Consider the following 22,658-nt stretch of genomic DNA (forward strand, 5'->3'; position numbering starts at 1 on the left):
AGGATTTTTTTGATATGAAAAAACGAGTTGTTATTACAGGTTTAGGTGCAGTATCACCTATTGGTAATGATATAAATACAGTATGGGAAAGTTTAATGAATGGAAAGAGTGGAATTGGTGCTCTGACTCGAAAAAATCCTGATAATTTCCCTGTTAAAGTTGCGGGAGAAGTAAAAGACTTTGATCCTGAAAAATATATTGATAAAAAAGAAGTAAAACGCATGGACCGTTTTACTCACTATGCGATTGCAGCTTCAAAAATGGCTATAGAAGATGCAAACTTTACGATTGACGAAGAAATTGCGCCAAAAGTTGGTGTTTGGATTGGTTCTGGTATCGGTGGTATGGAAACATATGAAGAACAGTTTAATACTTTCCAAACAAAAGGTGCACGTCGAGTAAGCCCGTTCTTTATTCCGATGTTAATCCCTGATATGGCATCTGGACAAGTATCTATTTTAACAGGTGCTAAAGGTCCAAATGGTTGTACAGTTACAGCTTGTGCTTCTGGTGCAAGTTCGATTGGTGATGCGTTCAAAATTATTCAACGTGGCGATGCAGTTGCAATGATTACTGGTGGTGCAGAAGCACCGATTACTGATATGGGTCTTGCTGGGTTCTGTGCTGCAAGAGCTTTATCATTAAATCCAGATCCAGAGAAAGCATGTCGTCCATTTGACAATGCTCGTGATGGCTTTATTATTGGTGAAGGTGCTGGTATCGTATTCCTTGAGGAATTAGAACACGCATTAGCTCGTGGAGCGAAGATTTATGCAGAAATCGTTGGATACGGAACAACAGGTGATGCACACCATATTACAGCACCAGCTCCAGGTGGAGAAGGTGGCGCACGTGCTATGAGAATGGCACTTGATGATGCTGGTTTATCAGTTGAAGATATTCATTATATTAATGCACATGGAACAAGTACTGAATTAAACGATAAATTCGAAACGATGGCAATTAAAGAAGTATTTGGCGAACATGCATACAATGTACCAATTAGTTCAACAAAATCTATGACTGGTCATATGCTAGGAGCAGCAGGTGGAATTGAAGCAATTATTACAGCATTAACAATCCATAATAAAGTAATTGCTCCAACGATCAATCACCAAGAAACTGATAGCGAATGTGATTTAGATTATGTACCAAACGTTGCTAGACCATTTAATGTAAAAGCAGCAATTTCTAATTCATTAGGATTTGGTGGACATAATGTAACTTTAGCATTTAAAGAATTCTCGAAATAAGTTAAAATTCATTTTTATAATGTATGGATACGGAGCTTAGGTATATACCTAAGCTTTTTTTATTTGAAATCATAATGTAAAAAAAAGTAACTTTCACTAGTTGATTATCATACTTTATAGTAAATTGAGGTGATTAACTTGGGATAATACCAACTTATAAATGGGTTGATTTTATTGAAGATAAACAAATGGTAATGAAAAAACTTTTACCATATTTTCCGAAATATAATGAGGAGAGTCTATATAAATATCTTCTTTCCCACGGTTTATCGAGACTGTCACCATTGAGTAAAGATGATCTGAAACAACTAGATGAAAAAAGTGTATGGAAAAGCCTTTCTGAAGAGTTTGAGAAGTTAAAAAAAGAATTTAATGGACCTGACCTACCTATAATTATTTTACCTTGTCATAGAACGGGAAATCTGTTTAGAAACACGACTTATCAAAGAGGCGGAATCGCACATAAAAATTGTATTTGTTTATTTTTGTCTCCTTTAGAAGGAATTTTACAACATAAAGCAGTATTATTACATGAGTATCATCATATTGTAAGATTGACAAAACTATATAAAAACAAAAAGGTCACATTACTTGATGCAATGATTTTAGAAGGATTAGCCGAAACTGCAGTTTTAGATAAGTATGGAAAAGCAGTTCAAGCACCATGGACAAATCAGTATTCTTCCAAGCAATGTGAATTATATTATAAAAAATATTTAATTGATAAACTTGAGATAACAAGTAATGATGATAATTTTTCAAAATACTTGTATGGTGGGAACGGAATTCCAAAATTATTGGGTTACAGTGTTGGATATGACATTGTTAAAAGTTGTACAGAGCAGACAGAATGGTCAACTGATATCCTTTTAAGAACGCCAAGTAAAAAGATTAAGGAAAATACAATTCATTATATTTCGATTTGAATGCAAATGATTCCAGAGCACCTTAGATTGTATATAATGTATTGCTTAGTATTAATGTATCAGAGCAGCTTTAATCTGTGATATTTTAGTGATTTATTGACGATTTTTCATTCAGTTTGTTAAACACTTTTTGTAATTCAGTGGAAAATGGAATAAATTAGTGAATCACTGACCATACTGAAAGTTACATACAGTTGTGAAGTGAGGGGTAGTAAATGTTGTATTTACATGATGTATGGGTCAATTGGTTTGAAGGTGAAGAAAATGGTTACAATGTCTGTCATTTTTTTGAATGGAGAAAAGATGATAGTGTTGAATTATTAGACCAAGTTCCAGTCATTAAAGTTACTCCAGAGTTATATCAGTATATTGAAAATGAACTATTAGAGCTTCCTTCCGGTCTATTAACTGAAGTGTTTCAAAAGTCTTATGTAAGAAAGAATCATGAGCGTATTCAACTAGATTATTGCTTTGTAGTAACTGACGGCAATGGTATTATTGCGGTTGACACAATTGGGTATAATATACCAATTCGAAAAAGTCGTTTAATACCAAGGCAAGAACAAATGGTGTATGATATGACAGCCGAGATTGAAGAAAGTCACTATAGTCTTCAAAACGTAGTAAATGATGAAACAAAAGAACATCATATACTGTCACCGTCGCCAATTATTATGAGCGGACTAACAAGAAAAGAAAGACAACTAAAGCAGTTATTATTTATGGCGTTAGATCAACTCCATTCATCAAAAAATCCTTCGGAGATTCGATATTGGTACACTGAGTGGAATCCAAGATCGTATCAACAAATTCAGGATTTGTCATTTGAGGATATTTGGTCCCAATTATATGACGAAATAAAGAGTGGTTGGTCAGAGCGACATGAGCAATTATGTGGAAGAATCGTTAAAGGTCAACCTTTCTTTGAAAAGCTATGGGAAATGGAACACGAACAAAAAGTAAACTAAAAGAGGTTATTTTAAAGGGCCTCAAAACGAAGAAGACCCACAAGGTGATAAAAGTTCCTTGTGGGTTTTTTAGTGATTTCTTGACTACATAAACTCATCTATTTCGTCTTTTTCCTTAATATAAAGAAAAAGGTGTCCTTAAAGTTCTTTGACTATTAAGACACCCATTCCTATTTTCATTTTTACGGAAAACCGGGGTTATTTTTTTCTCTTGCGACCTAATCCCATAGCGTTTTCCATTTTTTTAATCATTTTAGTTGCAACGGCATTTGCTTTTGCAGCTCCTGCATCTAAAATATCATCTAATTCAGTCGATGTAATAATTTCTTTATAGCGTTCTTGTAATGGACGTAAACCGTTTACTACTACATCTGCAACATCTTGTTTGAATTCTCCATAATTTTTACCAGCGTATTTATCTTCTAATTCTTGAATTGTTTCACCAGTAAATGCTGAGTAAATGCTTAGTAGATTTGAAATACCAGGCTTATTTTCTTTATCATACTTAACAATACCTTCAGAATCTGTTACAGCACTTTTAATTTTCTTTTCAATTACTTTAGGATCATCTAAAACAAAAATTGTAGCTTTTTGATTTTCATCTGATTTACTCATTTTTTTAGTTGGATCAGCTAAACTCATAATTCTAGCTGCATCTTTACTAATTCTAACTTCAGGAATTGTAAAGATATCATTATATTTCTTATTAAAACGGTCTGCTAAGTCGCGAGTAAGCTCTAAATGTTGCTTTTGGTCATCTCCAACTGGAACTAAGTGAGTACCGTATAAAAGTATATCTGCGGCCATTAAAGGTGGGTAAGTTAACAAAGCAGCTGATACACCGTCTTTACCAGAAGATTTATCTTTAAACTGTGTCATACGCTCTAATTCACCGATATAAGATACACATTGCATCATCCATCCTGCTTGTGCATGTGCAGGTACTTCAGACTGGATAAAAATAGTTGATTTTTCTGGGTCTAATCCAGCAGCAACATAGATTGCAGATAGACTTTGAATGTTTTTACGTAAAGCGAGTCTGTCTTGCGGTACTGTTATTGCGTGTTGATCAACAATACAGAAATAACAGTTATAATCATTTTGTAATTCAATAAATTGTTTAACGGCACCTAAATAGTTACCTAAAGTAATACCTCCAGATGATGTTGGTTGAATTCCACTAAAAATAGTTTGCATCTTAAATCCTCCTAAATAAAACTAAATAAAATAAAAAAAAAGCGGCATAATCTCTCTATATACATAGAGACGATTAAACCGCGGTACCACTCTAGTTATTCCAAATAAGGAATCACTCATGCATGAAATCATGCTCTCATCTATCGTTTGAGTTACGTCGAAGCCTACTTATACTAGATGTTCGGTTCGAAGCTCAGAAGTCCATTCGACAGGTCACATGACTTGTTTTCACCATCCACAAGCTCTCTTAACATGCTAAAATCTGTTTACTACTCTTCATCATAGCTAATATATACTTTCTATAGATAATATCTTAATTATATTCAACTTTCAAGATGTTGATACATCATTTAAGAAATAATGATAAAACTGAATAAAAAAGAAACAATAACTAACGTGATTGAAGCCATTAGTAATGGTTTTGTAACTGAAAATTTATATCTTCTATAAATCATATCCTTTTTAACAGTAAGTGATTCATCACCAGTCATTTCTGCCATCTGTTGGTCTCTCGTTCCGAAAACTTTACGCATTCCAAAGCGAGTGATATTAAAAAATCCACTTTGTACAATTAATAAGAAACCACCAATAACAAATAATGTTAGTCCAATATAGAATATTGTGTTCGTGAAATGAAGGAAAAAGTTTAATGTTCCTTGGATAAAAGAAAAGATTGCTGCTAGTACTATCGCTGATAATAGTACAATAATATAGTGTTTCGACATTTAATTTGTGATCCTCCTGTTGGAAAGAATTATATATTGTAGACTTAATAATGCTATACTATAATAACATTGTAAACAGTTTCAACTAATCGTTACAAAATATTTTTAAATTGTTAGCATTTTTAAGACAATTCTCTTTATTTTAACAAATTATTTAATTTTATTTGTCAAAATTGTTGTAAAACTCTCATAAAAATGTATAATAAAATTTGTAGAAAAAAATCGATACTTATCGAAAATTCTACTATAAAAATTCAGAATTGTATATTAACTTTCTGCATTTTAACCTACATTGCTTTAGCATCTTAGGGGGTATACATCATGGATTGTGAGATATGTTTCGATAAATAAATTTGTTATACTGAAATTGCAAATATAAGCATTCATTTTTTTACTAAATTTATGAATAAATATCTAAATAAGTTATTTTTTATAAGGATCCCAGCATATTTTTAAAAGGGAGAATTAGTTGGAAATAATCTGTTTAGAATAATAATTTAGAATTTTCCAGTAAAAAAATATTGACCAAAAGCGTCATTACGAATACGCTTACATTGTTGGAAAAAAAGCTTAAGCAAAAATCTACACCATTTTTACAAGAAATGAAAAAACTGGATTAAATGATTTAACCCATCTTTGAGAATAATATGGACAAGAAGTAAAATCGATCGAAAAAATTACAGAATTATAATTGGTACTAAAGAGTATGTGGAAAGATCCAAATAGGGAAAAATCCAAATGCTCTCATTTTTACAAAAGAATTATCAAAAAATAAAAAAAATAAAATTTTTTTAAATTAATAAGGGGGTGCAGTTGTGGGACGTTACGTGCTACAGAGATTTATTTACATGTTAGTCACACTATTTTTAATTTGTACTGTTACATTTTTCTTAATGAAGTTGTTACCAGGTTCTCCATTAAAAAACCCAGAGAAATTAACACCTGATCAAAAACAAATTATCTTCGCTAAATTTGGGTTAGATAAGCCAGTTCCTGTACAATATGCAAAGTACATGGAGAATTTAGTTAAAGGAGATTTAGGAGTTTCATATAAATACGATAATCGTCAAGTAACTGATATGATCAAAACTCGTATTGGTCCATCAGCTCAATTAGGTGCTCAAGCACTATTATTAGGAACATTTATCGGATTAATCTTCGGTATTGTTGCTGCATTAAAAAAGAATACTATATGGGACTATGGTTCTACTGTTCTAGCAGTTTTAGGTATCTCGATACCATCATTCGTATTCGGGGCAATCTTACAGTATTATTTAGCAGTAAAATTACATCTGTTCCCGGTAGCGTATTGGGAAAGCTTTAAATACACGATTCTACCGACAATTGCATTGTCAGTATTCGTAACAGCAACTGTAGCTCGATTCTCAAGAACTGAGTTAATCGAAGTTATGAACTCAGAGTATATCGTAACAGCAAAAGCAAAAGGTATATCTCAAGTAGGCGTAATCATTAAACATGCCCTGCGAAATGCATTAATCCCAGTAGTCACAATTTTAGGTCCTATGGCTGTAAACTTAATGACTGGTACTTTAGTTATTGAAAATATGTTTGCTGTACCTGGATTAGGTTCTCAATTCGTTCAATCAATTGTCACAAATGACTATTCAGTAATTATGGGTACAACAATTTTCTATAGTGCATTATTATTAATCGTAATTTTCGTAGTAGATATTTTATACGGTGTAATTGATCCACGTATCCGTTTAGCAGGAGGTAAATAAATAATGAACAACAACACAGCTCAAAAAATTTCATCTGATTTATTCCAACCTGCAAATGTAGATTTGAATAACGCGGATAAAATTTCTAGACCTTCAGATTCATTCTGGAAAGACGCTCGTAGACGTTTTAGGAAAAATAAAGGTGCAATGTTAGGCTTTATTGTCCTAGGCATCTTATTATTCTTCACATTATTTGGTCCAATGATGAGTGGACATTCTTATAAAGACCAAGATTTAAAAAGATCGAAATTACCACCAAAAATTGGTGTATTAGAAAATGTAAAATTCTTACCATTTGATGGAATTGATCAATATGGAAATGACGTTTATAAAAACAAAAATATTAAAGAAAACTTCTGGTTTGGTACTGATGATTTAGGTCGTGACCTTTTCACAAGAACTTGGGCGGGTGCTCGAGTATCGATTTTAATTGGTTTATTAGCAGCAGTAATTGATATGCTTATCGGTGTAACCTTCGGAGGTATATCGGGATTCTTTGGCGGTCGAACAGATACAATTATGCAACGTATTGCTGAAGTCTTAATGGGTGTTCCTTATCTAATCGTAGTAATCCTATTCATCTTAGTATTTAAAAACCCAGGTATTCTTTCAATCGCTTTAGCGATGGTAATCACAGGTTGGGTAGGTATGTCCCGTATCGTTCGTGGACAAATGTTAAAATTAAAAAATCAGGAGTTCGTTTTAGCTTCAAAAACATTAGGTGCGACTAATGCTCAATTAATTGGAAAACATTTAATTCCAAATATTATGGGTCCAATCATTGTAATGATGATGTTCACAATTCCAAGTGCAATTTTCGCTGAAGCATTCTTAAGCTTTATCGGTCTAGGTATTGCACCACCGAAAGCATCATTAGGTTCTTTAGTAAGTGATGGCTTCAAGTCACTACAAACTTTCCCACATATGATGATTATTCCGGCGGTTGTAATCAGCTTATTAATCTTAAGTTTCAACTTAATTGCTGACGGGTTACGCGACGCTTTAGATCCAAAGAGTAAGTAATATTTGAGAGGAGAATGAACTATGAGTAAATTATTAGAAGTAAAAGATTTATGTGTCTCCTTTTATACTCATGCTGGTGAAGTTCAAGCGGTACGCGGAGTTTCATTTGATCTTAAAAAAGGTGAGACATTAGCAATTGTAGGTGAATCTGGTTCAGGTAAATCAGTAACATCAAAAGCATTAATGGGGTTAATTCCAAACCCGCCAGGTAAAATTAAGAGCGGTGAAATCTTATTCGATGGAAAAGATTTAGCTAAATTAAGTGAAAAAGAAATGCAAGGTATTCGTGGAAAAGAAATTTCAATGATTTTCCAAGATCCTATGACTTCTTTAAATCCAGTATTAACAATTGGATATCAAATTACAGAAGGTCTAATAAAGCACCAAAATATGAGTAAAACTGAAGCAAAGAAAATTGCTTTAGAGTTAATAAATCTTGTTGGAATTCCAAATGCTGAAGCACGTTTCAAACAATATCCACACCAATTTTCAGGCGGTATGAGACAACGTGTAGTTATTGCAATGGCGTTAGCATGTAATCCAAAATTATTAATCGCCGATGAGCCAACAACAGCTCTTGACGTTACAATTCAAGCTCAAATTCTTGAGTTAATGAAAGAAATTCAAAGAAAAACTGATTCAGCAATTATCTTTATTACACATGATTTAGGTGTAGTTGCGAATGTTGCAGATAAAGTTGCAGTTATGTATGCTGGTAAAGTAGTTGAAATGGGAACTGTAGACGATATTTTCTACAATCCAAAACATCCTTATACTTGGGGACTTTTAGCTTCAATGCCTGACCTAGATAATGAACAAGGAGCAGAATTAGTAGCAATTCCTGGTACACCACCAGATCTATTAAATCCTCCAAAAGGTGATGCGTTTGCACCACGTAATCCAAATGCTTTAAAAATTGACTATGAAATGGAACCTCCTATGTTTAAAGTGTCTGATACACACTACGCTGCAACATGGTTATTACATGAGGATGCTCCAAAAGTTGAACCACCTGAAGCCGTTATCAAGCGTATTCAACGAATGAAGGAAGGTGAAGTAAATGTCAAATAAAGCAGAAAAATTAGTTGAAGTTAAAAATTTAAAACAATACTTTAATACAGGTAAAACAACTGTTAAAGCAATCGATGATGTTACATTTGACATTTTCCGTGGAGAAACTTTCGGTTTAGTAGGTGAATCGGGTTCTGGTAAATCTACAACTGGACGTTCAATCATTCGATTATATGATGCGACTGATGGACAAGTAATTTTCGATGGTGAAGATGTACATGGTAAGAAAAGTCGTAAAGAGTTAAAGCAATTTAACCGCCGTATGCAAATGATTTTCCAAGATCCATACTCTTCATTAAACCCGCGTATGAAAGTTGCAGATATCATTGCAGAAGGTATTGATATTCATGGCTTAGCTCGTAACAGAGAAGAGCGAATGAAAATGGTTTATGACTTGCTTGAAACAGTAGGTTTAAATAAAGAGCACGCTAACCGTTTCCCACATGAATTCTCAGGTGGACAACGTCAACGTATCGGTATTGCAAGAGCACTTGCTGTACAACCAGACTTTATTATCGCCGATGAGCCAATCTCAGCTCTTGACGTGTCAATTCAAGCTCAGGTTGTAAACTTAATGAGAAAGCTTCAAGAGGAAAAAGGTTTAACATATCTATTTATCGCCCATGATTTATCAATGGTTAAGTACATTAGTGACCGTATCGGTGTAATGTACCACGGTAAAATTGTTGAGCTTGCAGATAGTAATGAATTATATGATTACCCTATGCATCCTTACACAAAATCATTATTATCAGCAATTCCGCTTCCAGATCCTGTTTATGAGCGCAATCGTAAACGTATCGTTTATGATCCAAAACAACACGATTATTCAAATGAACAACCACAATTACGTGAAGTTCGTCCTGGACATTTCGTACTTTGCTCAGAAGCAGAATTTAAAAATTATCAACAAATGTATAAATAATAAATCAATCCTAGTGAGGTTATCACTAGGATTTTTTTATTGGATTAGGAATGTAAGGGGAGAATAGGTAGGGAATGGTATTTAGACCAAGATCGCGAGGATAAATGAAATTTGCTAATTTAAAAGTGGTTAGATCATGAGTTCATGAGTAAGTAAAACAGCAAAAAGAAGAAGAAAGATTACTCATGAGAGGTTCATGAGGAAATAAAACAACAAAAAGAAGAAGAAAGATTACTCATGAGAGGTTCATGAGGAAATAAAACAACAAAAAGAATCAAAATGGTTACTCATGAGAGGTTCATGAGTAAGTAAAACTACAAAAAGCTGTAAAATGGTTACTAATGAGAGGTTCATGAGGAAGTAAAACAGCAAAAAGCTGCAAAATGGTTACTCATGAGAGGTTCATGAGGAAGTAAAACAGCAAAAAGAATCAAAATGGTTACTCATGAGAGGTTCATGAGGAAGTAAAACAGCAAAAAGATTCAAAATGGTTACTCATGAGAGGTTCATGAGGAAGTAAAACAACAAAAAGAATCAAAATGGTTACTCATGAGAGGTTTATGAGTAAGTAAAACAACAAAAAGAATCAAAATGGTTACTCATGAGAGGTTCATGAGTAAGTAAAAAACAAAAAATCCGTAATTTCTTACACATTAAGAATTCGATCAAGTTAAGGGAAAATAAAGGTGGAGGTTTTATCATATTAAGTGTAGATAAGGCTAGGTATATTAATGGTAGGACAAGCTTAGAAGAAAATTAATCCAGAGTGTACAATGATAACCAATTTTTTAATTCAAAGCCCCTGAATTTAATATTTCAAAATACTGTACATGAGGATGAACTAGTGACCTTAATCAATTCTACATTGGTTATACACTAAACCTTATCAAAGCAAAAAAAGAAAGGGCTTTTGCCCTTTTTTTAATCGTAAATTTCTTATAATGCTGCTCTTAATAAGTTTTTTTACGGAACTTACCTTGGCCACCAACTTGTTTGAAGTTTGCAGACATTCTGTCAGACATTTCAACAAATTGCCTTTTTTTACTTCTACCAAATATTTTTTCGCCGATCGCGTTTGTAAACACACCATTAAGTGCAGTAATTCCAATTACTAACACTGCAACAATCAATAGATCAGTTATGTAAGCTGCCATTAGATTAGCCTCCTAGGAATGTAAGCGTTACTATTATTGTATTAAAAAATTGATGAAATAGAAAGAATAAATAAACTTTTTCATAATAATTATTTTCGGGCTATTTATAAAGCAATCAAGCTTTTAGTATTGTAATTTTTAGGATTAAAGTTGTGTGAAATGAAAGGCGTACTTGACTACTTTGGATAATGTTGTGGGGGAGGTTATAGAATGGAAAAGAGGATGAAATATGGATGCAGGTTTGACTCACAGTTAGTGAGGTATATGATGAGAAAAATCAGCTTTCACATACGTAAAATAGATGAAAGAAATTAGCCTATATTTTACTTAAGAATTTACTGAAAATTGTACACCTTTTGTATAGGTTTTTTTAAATTTTTTTACAAATTTGTATATATTTATTTAGCACAATACTGTATAATGGTGAACATAGTGGTAGATTAAACTAATTATAATTAACCAATTCTTATAAATTAATACACATAACTATATTCCTTTTTTTAAAAGAGTAGTTAGGGGGAGAGCAAAATGGTAATTTTGTATAATTCACCAAGTTGTACGTCTTGTCGAAAAGCAAAAATGTGGCTAGAAGATAATAATATTCCTTATAAAGAAAGAAATATTTTTTCAGAACCATTATCAATTAATGAGATTAAACAAATTTTACGTATGACTGAAAGTGGTACTGATGAAATTATATCAACAAGATCAAAAATTTTCCAAGAATTAAATGTAGACTTAGAAAGTCTTCCTTTACAAGACTTATATGAAATCATTCAAAAATACCCTGGTTTACTTAGAAGACCGATCATTATTGATGAGAAACGTTTACAAGTTGGTTATAATGAAGATGAAATCAGAAGGTTTTTACCGCGTTCAGTTCGCACATATCAATTACGTGAAGCACAACGTTTAGTTAATGAGTAAATCTTTGTTTTGAATTGTGAAAAAAATTACAATTCTTGATTAAGATTCTCAATCATATTGAACAAATACTTATTCATATTATATAAAAAGCTGTAAAAAGTTAAATGCATACTTTTTACAGCTTTTTTTTAACAACTAGGATGTTCGCTTTCGGTATCGAATATTATTAAAATAATAACCTATGACAATGGTAAAGATTATACAAGATGAGCCGACAATTAATTCCATATCGTTTCGTCCGTTTATATATTGACTGATAAATGGCTCGTCTATTAACATTTTGCTAGCTGTTATTGAAAGAACAGAAGCCCCTACAAAACTCAAAATTGGATATCTTTCTAAAAACCATAAAACGATTTTACTTCCCCAAATAATTATTGGAATTGAGATGGAAAGACCTAAAATGACTAATGATGGCTTTCCGTTTGATGCCCCAGCTATTGCTAATACGTTATCAATCCCCATAACTAAATCAGCAAATACAATTGTACGAATTGCATGGAAAACTGTGTAGTTCTCCTTTATAGAAGGGTTGTCATCCTCCTGGATAATTAATTTGCAAGCTATGTACAAAAGTAATATTCCGCCAATTAAATGTAAGAATGGGACTTTAAGGACGAAAATTGCACATATTGTTAGGATAATTCGTAAAACAATTGCGGTAATACTACCGAAAATTATCGCTATGTTACGTTGCTTATATGGTAATTTTCTACATGCTAATGCAATGACAATAGCATTATCTCCGCCTAAAACAATGTCGATAATAACAATCATTAAAAAGGACCATATATAATGAAGATCTATCATGAATTCACCTCTCTTATTAAAAGCTTTAAATGATTGTCCTAATATTAATAGGTATATGATGATTTTTAAAAAATAGGTGAATTTTATTTCCAAAATTTTAATTTGTATCATAAAATATAATTGTAGTTACTATTCGCATTTAATAAATTTTCATGGTAAGATAGATAAAAATTTACTTATTAAAGCTAAATTTTTAAGAGTATTTTTCTAATTTACTATTTCAGAATTTTATATTTAACATAAAATTCTTTTACTTTATTTATTCTATTTCGTCTAACGCAATTACTTGTTGTTCATTAAAGGAGGGGGAAAACAAATGGAAATAGAAAGAATTAATGAAAATACGTTTAAGTTCTCCATATCCTACTTAGACATCGAGGAGAGAGGTTTCTCTAAAGATGAAGTATGGTTAGATCGAGAAAGAAGTGAAGAGCTTTTCTGGGAATTAATTGATGAAGCGCATTTGACTGAGGAATTCATTGCTGGTGGCCCCCTATGGATTCAGGTACAGGCACTAGACAAGGGTTTAGAAGTTGTGGTAACAAAAGCTGTGATTTCTAAAGACGGCAAAAAAGTAGAAGTGAATTTAGGTGAAGGAGAAAAGAATTTAGAAATTCCATTTATCTCTGTAGATGATGACGATGATTCAGATGAAGATGATGATGACGATATTTTTGAATCGATGGATGAAGAGGAAACTGAACTTATTCTTTCCTTTAAAAATCTTGAAGACCTTATTTCTTTATCACATGCTGTTAATCAGGAATCATTTGAAAGCACACTATATTCCTTCCAAGATTATTACTATCTTTATGTTAAATTTGAAGAAGAATTGCTTGATGAAATTCAAGTCGAATATTTATCATCTATGTTACTTGAATATGGTCATCGTTCAAAAGTAACTATACATGTTTTAGAGGAATACGGAAAATTGATTTATGAAAAGACAGCTTTACCTCATTTTAAATCAATTTTTCCATTATTGTAATAGCCGATGCCTTAGGGATCGGTTTCTTTTCTTTATAAAGGAGAATATTGATGCAATTTCGATTAAAGATTTTAATATTTTTATCAATTGTAGTATGCATTTTATATTTTGCTTCTCCAACTATTAAATTCATTTGGTTAATGAATTTTGCATTTTTTGAGAAATCTACTATTTTTAGATTAATAAGTATCATGTTCTCGATAACAGCTATAGGTGTATCGATTATTATTTTCCTTGAAAATAGAAATCCTGCTAGAACTTTAACATGGATTATACTTTTAGCTATTTTCCCGTTATTTGGTTTTGTTTTTTATTTAATTTTTGGACAAAATTACAAAAAGAAAATGGTCTATCGAAAAAAGGCAATTAATGATCAAAATGCAAATGGTTTAATTAGTGGATCCGAAGATGTAGAAGTGAAAGATTTTATAGCGCAAAATCAAAGATTAGAGTATCTAATAAATATTGCAGCTAAACAGAGTAATACTCCAGTCACAATGAATACTTTTACAAAAGTTCTTACAAACGGAAGTGAAACCTTTCCAAAAATAATTGAGGAACTTAAAAAAGCAAAGCACCATATTCATATCGAATTTTATATAGTAAGAAATGATGAGATTGGTAATCAACTAAAAGATATTCTAATTGAAAAGGCACAGAATGGAGTAAAGGTACGATTTCTCTATGACGCTGTAGGCAGTTGGAAATTATCAAGAAATTTTGTTAAAGACTTACGAAAAGCTGGTGTAGAAATACTACCATTTTCTCCAGTTAAAATTCCAGTTTTAAATGATACGATTAATTACCGAAACCATCGGAAAATTATCGTTATAGATTCGAATGTAGGATTTGTTGGAGGATTAAATATTGGAGATGAGTATTTAGGGAAAGACCATTATTTTGGAAAGTGGCGAGATACCCATCTATACCTTAATGGAGAAGGTGTACGAACACTACAATTCATATTCTTGCAAGACTGGTATTATATGACGAATGAGTTAATTGATGACAAAGAGTACTTTGACATTAATGCTAGTAGTTATTCTTCAAAAGGAGCAATTCAGCTTGTTTCTGGTGGACCAGACCGAAAGCATGAAGTGATAAAAGAGTTATTTTTTGCGATGATTACAAGTGCAAGGAAAAGTATATACATTGCTTCACCGTATTTTGTGCCCGATGAAGATATTTTAACTGCTCTTAAAGTTGCAGCAAATGGTGGGGTAAAAGTAAAAATTCTAATGCCTGATCGTCCTGATAAGAAAATCGTATTTTATGCCTCACGTTCGTATTTTCCAGAGTTATTAGAAGCAGGTGTAGAAATCTATGAATATAGACAAGGATTCTTGCACAGTAAAATATTGATTGTAGATGATGAAATCGCATCTGTTGGCACGGCAAATATGGATATGAGAAGTTTTCGTTTAAACTTCGAAGTCACTGCATTTTTATATTTAGAAGAAAGTATTAATCATTTAGTTAATGATTTTAATAATGATATCCGCGATTCTGAAGCAATTATATTTAAAGATTTTAAAAAGAGACCTATATACAAAAGGATATTTGAATCATTATCAAGATTAATGGCACCACTTTTGTAATGAGCTATCTTATTGATAGAACATTGATAGAACATTTTTATAATATTTCATATAGTCAAAAAGCCTACCGAATAGAAATTCAATATTTGGTAGGTTTTTTATTTGAAAAATCGTTTTTAATTTTTTTGAAGGAAAATACGAAAAGGATAGTGAAGTTATTTGGAAAGGAGGTAGTGAAATATGATCGTCGCATTAAATACAGCAGAGCATACTATTAATTTATTTGAAGTTAAAAAGACAGAGGAATTATTAAGATTAAAGCAAAACGGACCATATTTTTGCCCAATTTGTAAAAAGCAAGTGAGGCTTAAAATTGGAGTAAAGAAGGTAACTCATTTTGCACATATAGATTTGTCTGAATGTGAAAATGAAAAAAAAGAGAGTATTGACCATTATAAAGGGAAGTTTGCCTTGTACCAATTTTTTAAAAGGTTTAATGTAAATGTTGAGGTAGAAAAATATATACCTGAATTAAATCAAAGACCTGATTTATTAATTAGATTAAATACTGATCAAATATGTGTTGAATATCAATGTTCGGTTATTCCTTTAGAAATAATGATAAAGAGAACAAACTCTTTTAAAGATAGTGGAATGAAAGTTTTGTGGATCTTACATGACAAACTATTAAATCAAAAAAGATGGTCATCTTTCTATATTAATTCCCTTTCTATTTATTCACTTGTTAGAATTAACGTTTTTTCACTTCTCTTCTATAATCCTACATTACAATCATTTATAGTGCTTTCCTCATTAATAGCATTTTCTCCAGTCCAATATATTGGTCAAAAGAATGTAATTCCAATCAATAATTTCAGTCTTAAGGAATTTTTATCTCCAAATAGAATTGATAAAAAGGTATTTGTCTCTAAATGGAATCGTTTAAAAAAGGATTTTAGACTATATCAACATTTGCATACTAAAGGTAATTTAAAGATTTTTAAACAGTATTTATACAATGCAAATATGAATTATTTTCCCGCGGTAATTGGGGTTCCTTTAGAAAGTAACTGCATAATTAAAGAACATTGTATCTTTTGGCAGGGGCAAATATATTTTAAATTTTTTCATGAAGTAGAAATTGGACAACTAATCTTTACTGATAAAATAATTCAGTCTGTAAAAATGGAAGTACAGTATGGTAATTGGAGAGTTAATCAATTTCAAGATAATGAAATTGATAATTTGGAGAAATGTGTAGAAAAGTATATTGACTTTTTAGTAAAAATTAGAATCGTAAAACGTATTAAAAATGGTAAAATAATGAAGATAGCTAATGCTATTATTCCAACATCATTCCAACAAGCATTGGATGAAGACTGTCTGAGCGCTAATACAGCATTTGATTTGTTGTTTAATGCAAGAACTGATTCAAATGATTATTAATATCAGACGCTGGAATGTTATTAATACTAATAATAATTTTAGGGGGATCAGACATGCTAGAACAAAAAGCTGTTAAAAAATTACCAACTAGAAGTGAAGTTCAAGAAGAATTAACTTGGAAGTTGGAAGATATTTATGAAACAGATGCAAAATGGGAAGCAGAGTATAAAAAAGTACTTGAATTAATCCCATCGTTTTCAGAGTTTAAAGGTAAATTAGGTGAGTCATCACAAACACTTTTAAATGCATTAAAAAAACAGGATGAAATTTCGTTTTTATTAGGTAAATTGTATACATACTCTCATATGCGTTACGATCAAGACACAACAAATTCTACATACCAAGCTTTAGATGATCGTGCGAAAAATCTATACACTAAGGCTGGAAGTGCAATGTCATACTTCGTGCCTGAATTATTAACAATTTCAGAAGATACATTGAAAAAGTTTATTAAAGAAAATGATGAACTGAAATTGTACGAGCACTCTTTAGAAGAAATTTTAAAGCAAAAACCACATGTTCTTTCAGCAGCTGAAGAGGAAATTATGGCACAAGCATCTGAAGTGTTATCTTCTTCTAGCAATACGTTTGGAATGTTAAATAATGCGGATTTAAAATTCCCGACGATTGAAGACGAGAATGGTGAAGAAGTAGAAATCACACATGGCCGTTATATTCATTATTTAGAAAGTGCAGATCGTCGCGTTCGTAAAGAAGCTTTTGAAGCGGTTTATCATACGTATGATGCGTATAAAAATACTTTTGCAAGTACTTTAAGTGGTGCTGTAAAGAAAGATAATTTCAAAGCAAAAGTTAGAAAATATGATAATGCTCGTCATGCAGCATTAAGTAATAACGAAATTCCTGAAGTTGTTTATGATCAATTAGTGTCTACAGTAAATGAGCATTTAAATTTATTACATCGTTATATTGCTATTCGTAAAAAAGCGTTAAAGCTTGATGAAATTCATATGTATGACTTATTTACTCCATTGGTAGAAGAAGTAAAAATGGAAGTTAAGTATGATGAAGCAAAAGAAATTTTATTAAAGGCATTAAAACCATTAGGTGATGAATATGTTGAAATTCTAAAAGAGGCATATGAAAGCCGTTGGGTAGATGTTGTAGAAAACAAAGGAAAACGAAGCGGAGCATACTCTTCTGGTGCGTATGGTACGAACCCATATATCTTAATGAACTGGCAGGACAATGTAAATAATTTATTTACATTAGCACATGAATTTGGTCATTCAGTGCATAGTTATCATACTCGTAAAAATCAACCTTATGTTTACGGTGATTACTCAATCTTCGTAGCTGAAGTTGCTTCTACTTGTAATGAAGCTATTTTAAATGATTATTTACTAAAAAATACGGAAGATCCTAAACAAAGACTTTATTTACTAAACCACTATTTAGAGACTTTTAGAGGAACTGTATTCCGTCAAACGATGTTTGCAGAGTTTGAACATCAAATCCACGTATTAGCTCAAAATGGTGAGGCATTAACACCAGATCTATTAACAAAAACATATTACGAGCTTAATAAAAAATATTTTGGTGACGAGATTGTAATCGATGAGTTAATTGGTTTAGAGTGGAGTAGAATTCCGCATTTCTATTACAATTACTATGTTTACCAATATGCAACAGGATTCAGTGCAGCGACAGCACTCTCAAAACAAATTCTAGAAGAAGGCGAACCAGCAGTTGAGAGATACCTTGGCTTCTTAAAAGCAGGAAGCTCGGATTATCCAATTGAAGTATTGAAAAAAGCTGGCGTTGATATGACTTCTTCACAACCCATCGTAGAAGCATTGAAAGTATTTGAAGAAATGTTAAACGAAATGGAAGAACTTCTATTTAACAAATAACTTACTTAAACAAACACATGTAGCATCAAACCTATATGTGTTTGTTTTTTTAACCTAACTTTTTCTATATCTTTATACCTACTATTTTGTGTCTAAAATGTGAAATATTTCTCAAATGGTTGCCAAACTCTAAAATAAATTGTATTATAAGGGTGTGAATTACTTCACAAACACAAATACCCCTTTGTTGAACGTGAAAATTTCTCCCATCCCCTTGATGTAAAATATTACATCAAAAAAATGACCTAGCGAAAGCTAGGTCTTTTTTTTATTTCTTAAACAACATACTGATAATAAATTTGATCTTTTTGGACAATTTTCTTAACTTTTCTACGTAGGATTAATTTTTTTAATTCTAACTCCATACATTGAGTGGATTGTTCGTAAATCATACATAGTTCTTTAATCGTAACAAATGGTTGAAATTTAATAAATTCAGCTAAATCAGGTAGTTCTCGTTTTTCTAACTTTTTATTAGTCATTAGTTCTAATATTTTTACATAAGTCTGATAGCTTTCAAAACCAGAAACTTTCAAGCCTTCTTCTTCAATATTTTCATTAAAAAATACAACGCTTGGAATTTCAGTTACATGCATTTCTTTCGTAACTTTAATATCACATTGCAAAGCTTTAATAGAGTGTGTACTGTGTAAATCTTCCATAAACTCTTTTACATCAATATTTATATCTTTAGCACATTCGATAAGAACATCTTGATCTGTAATGTCTAAATCCTTCAAGAAATAATATTCTTGTAACTTCTTTAAGTAGCTAACGCCAGCTACTCTACCTTGAAGCTCAGCTGCTTTTAATGCAATTGCAGAGTAGTATGGGTAAAGTTCTTTATTATCAATCCATAAGTGATCGTCGCAAAGGATATCCGATCTGCTAGCTGTCTTCTCCCACACGAATGCAAGCTGTGAAGGTCGTTTTTCTAATAGTTTTTTAGTAGTGTAATATCGATTAACTGGAATATAAGTAGATGAAAAATATTGACCATATTCTAAGTGAAACTTTTTTAAAATTGTACTAAAATCCCAACAATTTCTACAAAGTGGATCTATGAATACATACAATTCAATCGATTTTTTTGTACAATTCTGCTCGGGAAGCGTGATTGATTCATTTTTATATTGTTTGTCATTCATATATTTCACCCTTAATGCAATTCATTCGTCCGTACTATAACAGACTTGAAAATTAATTTGTAAGATATAACACGTTTGTTCTCTAATGGTATTGTAGCAACGGATAGTTAATATTTCAAATATGATGCACTATTTTTCATTAATCTATTAATATTTCCTTAATTCATTTAAGTAAGGTGGTAAAATGGGGCAGTCCCAAAAGCCTGATTGATTTCAAAATCAATTACTGAAATGGATATTAAAAACTAAAAATGTAGTCTGGTTTACAAGTAAGGAGTTTTTCTAAATTGCTCATACTAAAAAAACGCCGATATATACCCTTTTGGTTTTTTCGACGTTTAAAAGTAACTAATTACGTTGTGCTATTTAAATTAAAATGGTACTCAGATGTCAGTTAGTCTGATTTCCTTGTTTTACATTAAAAAAGCGTCTAATTTTATTTAATGTTTTACGCCTAGGAATTTGAAGATTTTTTAACAGATTGATAAACTGTTGTTTACCAATGTTTTCATCCGAAACTTCGAATTCTAACTCAAAATCCTCATGATTTAAATATGTACTGTGGTCTAAAACTAATAGTCCGTTTTCGTATGGAAATTCTGCTCTGTTTGTTGTTAAGTCACCTATTAATACTAGGGAATTTAAGTTTAATTTTACTTCGTTAATATATTCTTTTACTTCTCCTTCTGGAAGAACGTATGTTTTTAGCATTGCTGATGCTTCAGTTTCACTAATTTTTTGATTAATTTCTAAATGTCCGACTGCTTGTTTTATTTTTAAAGTTAATGTAAATGAAGTTAGGGACTTTTTGCGGATTCTTAACGCTCCACCATGTTCTTTAATTGCAAAATCAGGTGTCTCAAAATAATAATTAGTTTGTGATTGGAAACTCGACTCGTTAATTTGGAAATAGGATTTTAGCTGTTCAAATTCCTCTTTTGTTAATAAGTTCTTAAATTCAATTTCAATTTCTTTAGCCATAATTAACTCCTTCTATTTAGTATTATTTTTGTTATTGAATGTGCTAGTCGTCGTCTATTTTCTATTTGATATGTTACAATAGAAATGGTCAAAATTAAATAAAATACATACATTAAAAAGGTTGAGGTTTCAGTGATGAGAAAAATGCTTGAAATAAATGGAATAAATATAAATGAAGATGGTTTATTTTTATTAATCGACGATACAAAAATGAATTTAGAACAGTGTCATGAAGTAGGAACAATGATTGCAGACTCAGATCAAAGTTCACTATTGTATATATTAGAAGAAAATGAAGAATTTGTATATGTTACAGTTCCTTCTGAGTATTGGTCGGACTTGAAAAAAGCAAATGATCAAAAGTTAAACGTATTTTTAAAGGTCGGTGAAAAGAGTCTTTCACTAAATAATTGGAATGATGAGTTAACTTATTTAATCCAAAATGTTGAAGGGAATTTTAACTATGGAGAAGAATTTGTTAAGCAAGTTCAAAGCGCATTTTTAGAAGAGAAGTAAGTTGGTGGTGATTGGATGAATGGTCAATGGGAAAGTTTTTTAGCACCTTATGAACAAGCAGTAAGTGAATTGAAAGTAAAGTTAAAAGGGATTAGAAAACAGTTTGAAGAAACTAATCAGCATTCCCCAATTGAGTTTGTAACTGGGAGAGTTAAGCCTATTCATAGCATTGTTAATAAGACGATTAGAAAAGGTATTCCATTAGCGAATTTAGAAACTGAATTACAGGATATTGCCGGTCTGAGAATGATGTGCCAATTTGTAGAAGATATTAAAAATGTAGTTGAGCTTCTTCGCAAACGGAAAGATTTTACAATTGTAGAAGAGCGTGATTATATTACAAATAAAAAGGATAGTGGATATCGTTCTTATCATGTAGTTGTTGAATATCCAGTTCAAACAATTGAAGGTGAACGAAAAGTTTTAGTTGAAATTCAAATAAGAACACTTGCGATGAATTTTTGGGCAACAATAGAGCATTCTTTAAATTATAAGTACAAAGGGAAATACCCTGAAAATATTCATGAACGATTACAAAGAGCGGCTGAAGCAGCGTTTCTATTAGATGAAGAAATGTCTCTTATTAGAGGAGAAATTCAAGAGGCGCAAGCAGAGTTTTCGAAAAAAAACGACCAGTAAGGAAAGGACGAGAAAATGAAATTCGTAATTATGTCTAAGGGCGATCAAGAGTCCAATGAACTGATGAAACGAATGAGAGATTATTTAGAGAGTTTTAATTTTAAATTTGATGAAGAAGAGCCTGAAATCGTCATATCTGTAGGTGGCGATGGGACTTTACTTCATGCTTTTCATCATTACACTCATCTTCTCGATAAAGTTTCTTTCGTAGGGGTTCATACTGGGCATTTAGGGTTTTACGCAGATTGGGTACCAAGTGAGGTAGAAAAGCTTGTTATTGCAATTGCGAAGACTCCATTTCAAGTAGTTGAATATCCTTTATTGGAAGTGATCATCCGTTATAAGGATGGAAGAAAAGAAATGCAAACATTAGCTTTAAATGAATGTACGATAAAAGGTCTTGAAGGTACATTAGTGATTGATGTTGAAATAAAAGGTCAGCATTTTGAGACATTTAGAGGTGACGGTCTTTGTATTTCTACACCTTCAGGTAGTACAGCGTATAATAAAGCACTTGGTGGAGCAATTATTCATCCATCAATTGAAGCGATTCAAATTGCTGAGATGGCATCAATTAATAATCGAGTTTTTCGTACAATTGGTTCACCTCTTGTTTTACCGAAACATCATACATGCTTACTGAAGCCTGTAAGAAACGCAAATTTTCAAATTACATTAGATCATAAAACAATAGTGCATCAAGATGTTAAATCGATTCAATGTCGAGTAGCTCATGAAAAAGTCCGTTTTGCACGTTTTAGACCTTTTCCATTTTGGAAGCGTGTCGTTGATTCTTTTGTTAAATAA

General features: G+C 31.7%; 21 protein-coding genes and 1 other annotated feature. Of the genes, 15 read left to right on the forward strand and 6 right to left on the reverse strand.

What is annotated here, in order from left to right; translation table 11 throughout:
* Positions 1-14: 14 nt before the first annotated feature.
* The 3 genes from fabF to AB1282_RS11930 all read left to right on the forward strand — a co-directional run bounded on the left by fabF (position 15) and on the right by AB1282_RS11930 (position 3,147).
* Entirely contained in the window at positions 15-1,253 is a 1,239-nt protein-coding gene (fabF, locus tag AB1282_RS11920; RefSeq protein ID WP_056473619.1) for a beta-ketoacyl-ACP synthase II, read from the forward strand.
* Positions 1,254-1,441: 188 nt separating this feature from the next.
* Complete coding sequence (locus AB1282_RS11925) at positions 1,442-2,179, forward strand: DUF2268 domain-containing protein (RefSeq protein ID WP_429899157.1); 738 nt, start codon at positions 1,442-1,444, stop codon at positions 2,177-2,179.
* A 215-nt stretch (positions 2,180-2,394) separates the two neighbouring features.
* Positions 2,395-3,147 (forward strand): YjbA family protein, encoded by a 753-nt coding sequence (locus AB1282_RS11930; protein ID WP_056473623.1) that lies wholly within the window; start codon positions 2,395-2,397, stop codon positions 3,145-3,147.
* Positions 3,148-3,345: 198 nt separating this feature from the next.
* Here AB1282_RS11930 and trpS read toward each other — a convergent pair whose 3' ends face one another.
* Complete coding sequence (gene trpS / locus AB1282_RS11935; protein ID WP_429899158.1) at positions 3,346-4,344, reverse strand: tryptophan--tRNA ligase; 999 nt, start codon at positions 4,342-4,344, stop codon at positions 3,346-3,348.
* A gap of 62 nt (positions 4,345-4,406) precedes the next feature.
* Positions 4,407-4,636: a binding site (T-box leader), on the reverse strand.
* A gap of 58 nt (positions 4,637-4,694) precedes the next feature.
* The gene (locus AB1282_RS11940) at positions 4,695-5,069 is read right to left on the reverse strand and encodes a DUF3899 domain-containing protein (RefSeq protein WP_429899159.1); all 375 of its coding nucleotides are present in this window, start codon (positions 5,067-5,069) and stop codon (positions 4,695-4,697) included.
* Positions 5,070-5,884: 815 nt separating this feature from the next.
* Here AB1282_RS11940 and opp3b point away from each other — a divergent pair.
* From opp3b to AB1282_RS11960, 4 genes are read left to right on the forward strand one after another with little or no spacing between them, the layout of a single operon-like run.
* On the forward strand, positions 5,885-6,811 hold the full coding sequence (gene opp3b, locus AB1282_RS11945) for an oligopeptide ABC transporter permease (RefSeq protein ID WP_056473628.1): 927 nt from the start codon (positions 5,885-5,887) through the stop codon (positions 6,809-6,811).
* A gap of 3 nt (positions 6,812-6,814) precedes the next feature.
* The gene (opp3C, locus tag AB1282_RS11950) at positions 6,815-7,834 is read left to right on the forward strand and encodes an oligopeptide ABC transporter permease (protein WP_056473631.1); all 1,020 of its coding nucleotides are present in this window, start codon (positions 6,815-6,817) and stop codon (positions 7,832-7,834) included.
* Between the two features lie 21 nt (positions 7,835-7,855).
* Positions 7,856-8,905, forward strand: coding sequence for an ABC transporter ATP-binding protein (locus AB1282_RS11955; RefSeq protein ID WP_056473632.1), 1,050 nt, complete (start codon positions 7,856-7,858; stop codon positions 8,903-8,905).
* Positions 8,895-9,830 carry an ABC transporter ATP-binding protein gene (locus AB1282_RS11960; protein WP_056473634.1) on the forward strand — a complete coding sequence of 312 codons (936 nt, stop codon included), beginning with the start codon at positions 8,895-8,897 and terminating at the stop codon, positions 9,828-9,830. Before AB1282_RS11955 ends, AB1282_RS11960 begins: the two co-directional genes overlap by 11 nt.
* Before the next feature lie 950 nt (positions 9,831-10,780).
* On the opposite strand, the gene AB1282_RS11965 is transcribed toward AB1282_RS11960, so the two are convergent.
* Entirely contained in the window at positions 10,781-10,984 is a 204-nt protein-coding gene (locus tag AB1282_RS11965) for a hypothetical protein (protein WP_429899160.1), read from the reverse strand.
* Positions 10,985-11,512: 528 nt separating this feature from the next.
* Here AB1282_RS11965 and spxA point away from each other — a divergent pair.
* A complete protein-coding gene (gene spxA, locus AB1282_RS11970) occupies positions 11,513-11,911 on the forward strand; it encodes a transcriptional regulator SpxA (RefSeq protein ID WP_056473638.1) in 399 nt (132 codons plus the stop codon).
* A 135-nt stretch (positions 11,912-12,046) separates the two neighbouring features.
* On the opposite strand, the gene AB1282_RS11975 is transcribed toward spxA, so the two are convergent.
* Complete coding sequence (locus AB1282_RS11975) at positions 12,047-12,718, reverse strand: TerC family protein (protein ID WP_056474234.1); 672 nt, start codon at positions 12,716-12,718, stop codon at positions 12,047-12,049.
* A 319-nt stretch (positions 12,719-13,037) separates the two neighbouring features.
* Here AB1282_RS11975 and mecA point away from each other — a divergent pair, with 319 nt between their 5' ends.
* From mecA to pepF, 4 genes are all read left to right on the forward strand, one after another.
* Positions 13,038-13,709, forward strand: coding sequence for an adaptor protein MecA (mecA, locus tag AB1282_RS11980; RefSeq protein ID WP_429899161.1), 672 nt, complete (start codon positions 13,038-13,040; stop codon positions 13,707-13,709).
* A 50-nt stretch (positions 13,710-13,759) separates the two neighbouring features.
* Positions 13,760-15,307 carry a cardiolipin synthase gene (gene cls, locus AB1282_RS11985; protein ID WP_056473642.1) on the forward strand — a complete coding sequence of 516 codons (1,548 nt, stop codon included), beginning with the start codon at positions 13,760-13,762 and terminating at the stop codon, positions 15,305-15,307.
* 180 nt (positions 15,308-15,487) lie between these two features.
* On the forward strand, positions 15,488-16,693 hold the full coding sequence (locus AB1282_RS11990; RefSeq protein WP_429899162.1) for a competence protein CoiA: 1,206 nt from the start codon (positions 15,488-15,490) through the stop codon (positions 16,691-16,693).
* A gap of 53 nt (positions 16,694-16,746) precedes the next feature.
* A complete protein-coding gene (gene pepF / locus AB1282_RS11995; protein WP_056473646.1) occupies positions 16,747-18,567 on the forward strand; it encodes an oligoendopeptidase F in 1,821 nt (606 codons plus the stop codon).
* A 275-nt stretch (positions 18,568-18,842) separates the two neighbouring features.
* On the opposite strand, the gene AB1282_RS12000 is transcribed toward pepF, so the two are convergent.
* Together AB1282_RS12000 and AB1282_RS12005 are read right to left on the reverse strand one after the other, a co-directional pair.
* Entirely contained in the window at positions 18,843-19,715 is an 873-nt protein-coding gene (locus AB1282_RS12000) for a DsbA family protein (RefSeq protein WP_056473648.1), read from the reverse strand.
* A gap of 390 nt (positions 19,716-20,105) precedes the next feature.
* Entirely contained in the window at positions 20,106-20,696 is a 591-nt protein-coding gene (locus tag AB1282_RS12005; protein WP_429899163.1) for a CYTH domain-containing protein, read from the reverse strand.
* A 135-nt stretch (positions 20,697-20,831) separates the two neighbouring features.
* Between AB1282_RS12005 and AB1282_RS12010 the strand changes: the two genes are divergently transcribed.
* Genes AB1282_RS12010 through AB1282_RS12020 form a run of 3 tightly spaced genes read left to right on the forward strand, consistent with a single transcriptional unit; the run spans position 20,832 to position 22,658 of the window.
* Positions 20,832-21,212 carry a hypothetical protein gene (locus tag AB1282_RS12010; RefSeq protein WP_390311021.1) on the forward strand — a complete coding sequence of 127 codons (381 nt, stop codon included), beginning with the start codon at positions 20,832-20,834 and terminating at the stop codon, positions 21,210-21,212.
* Positions 21,213-21,227: 15 nt separating this feature from the next.
* Positions 21,228-21,851: a GTP pyrophosphokinase gene (locus AB1282_RS12015; RefSeq protein ID WP_056473653.1), complete on the forward strand. Its 624-nt coding sequence runs from the start codon at positions 21,228-21,230 to the stop codon at positions 21,849-21,851.
* Positions 21,852-21,866: 15 nt separating this feature from the next.
* The gene (locus tag AB1282_RS12020; RefSeq protein WP_056473654.1) at positions 21,867-22,658 is read left to right on the forward strand and encodes an NAD kinase; all 792 of its coding nucleotides are present in this window, start codon (positions 21,867-21,869) and stop codon (positions 22,656-22,658) included.

This window comes from Gottfriedia sp. S16(2024) (assembly GCF_050473765.1).
In the GTDB taxonomy this organism is placed as follows: Bacteria; Bacillota; Bacilli; order Bacillales; family Bacillaceae_G; genus Gottfriedia.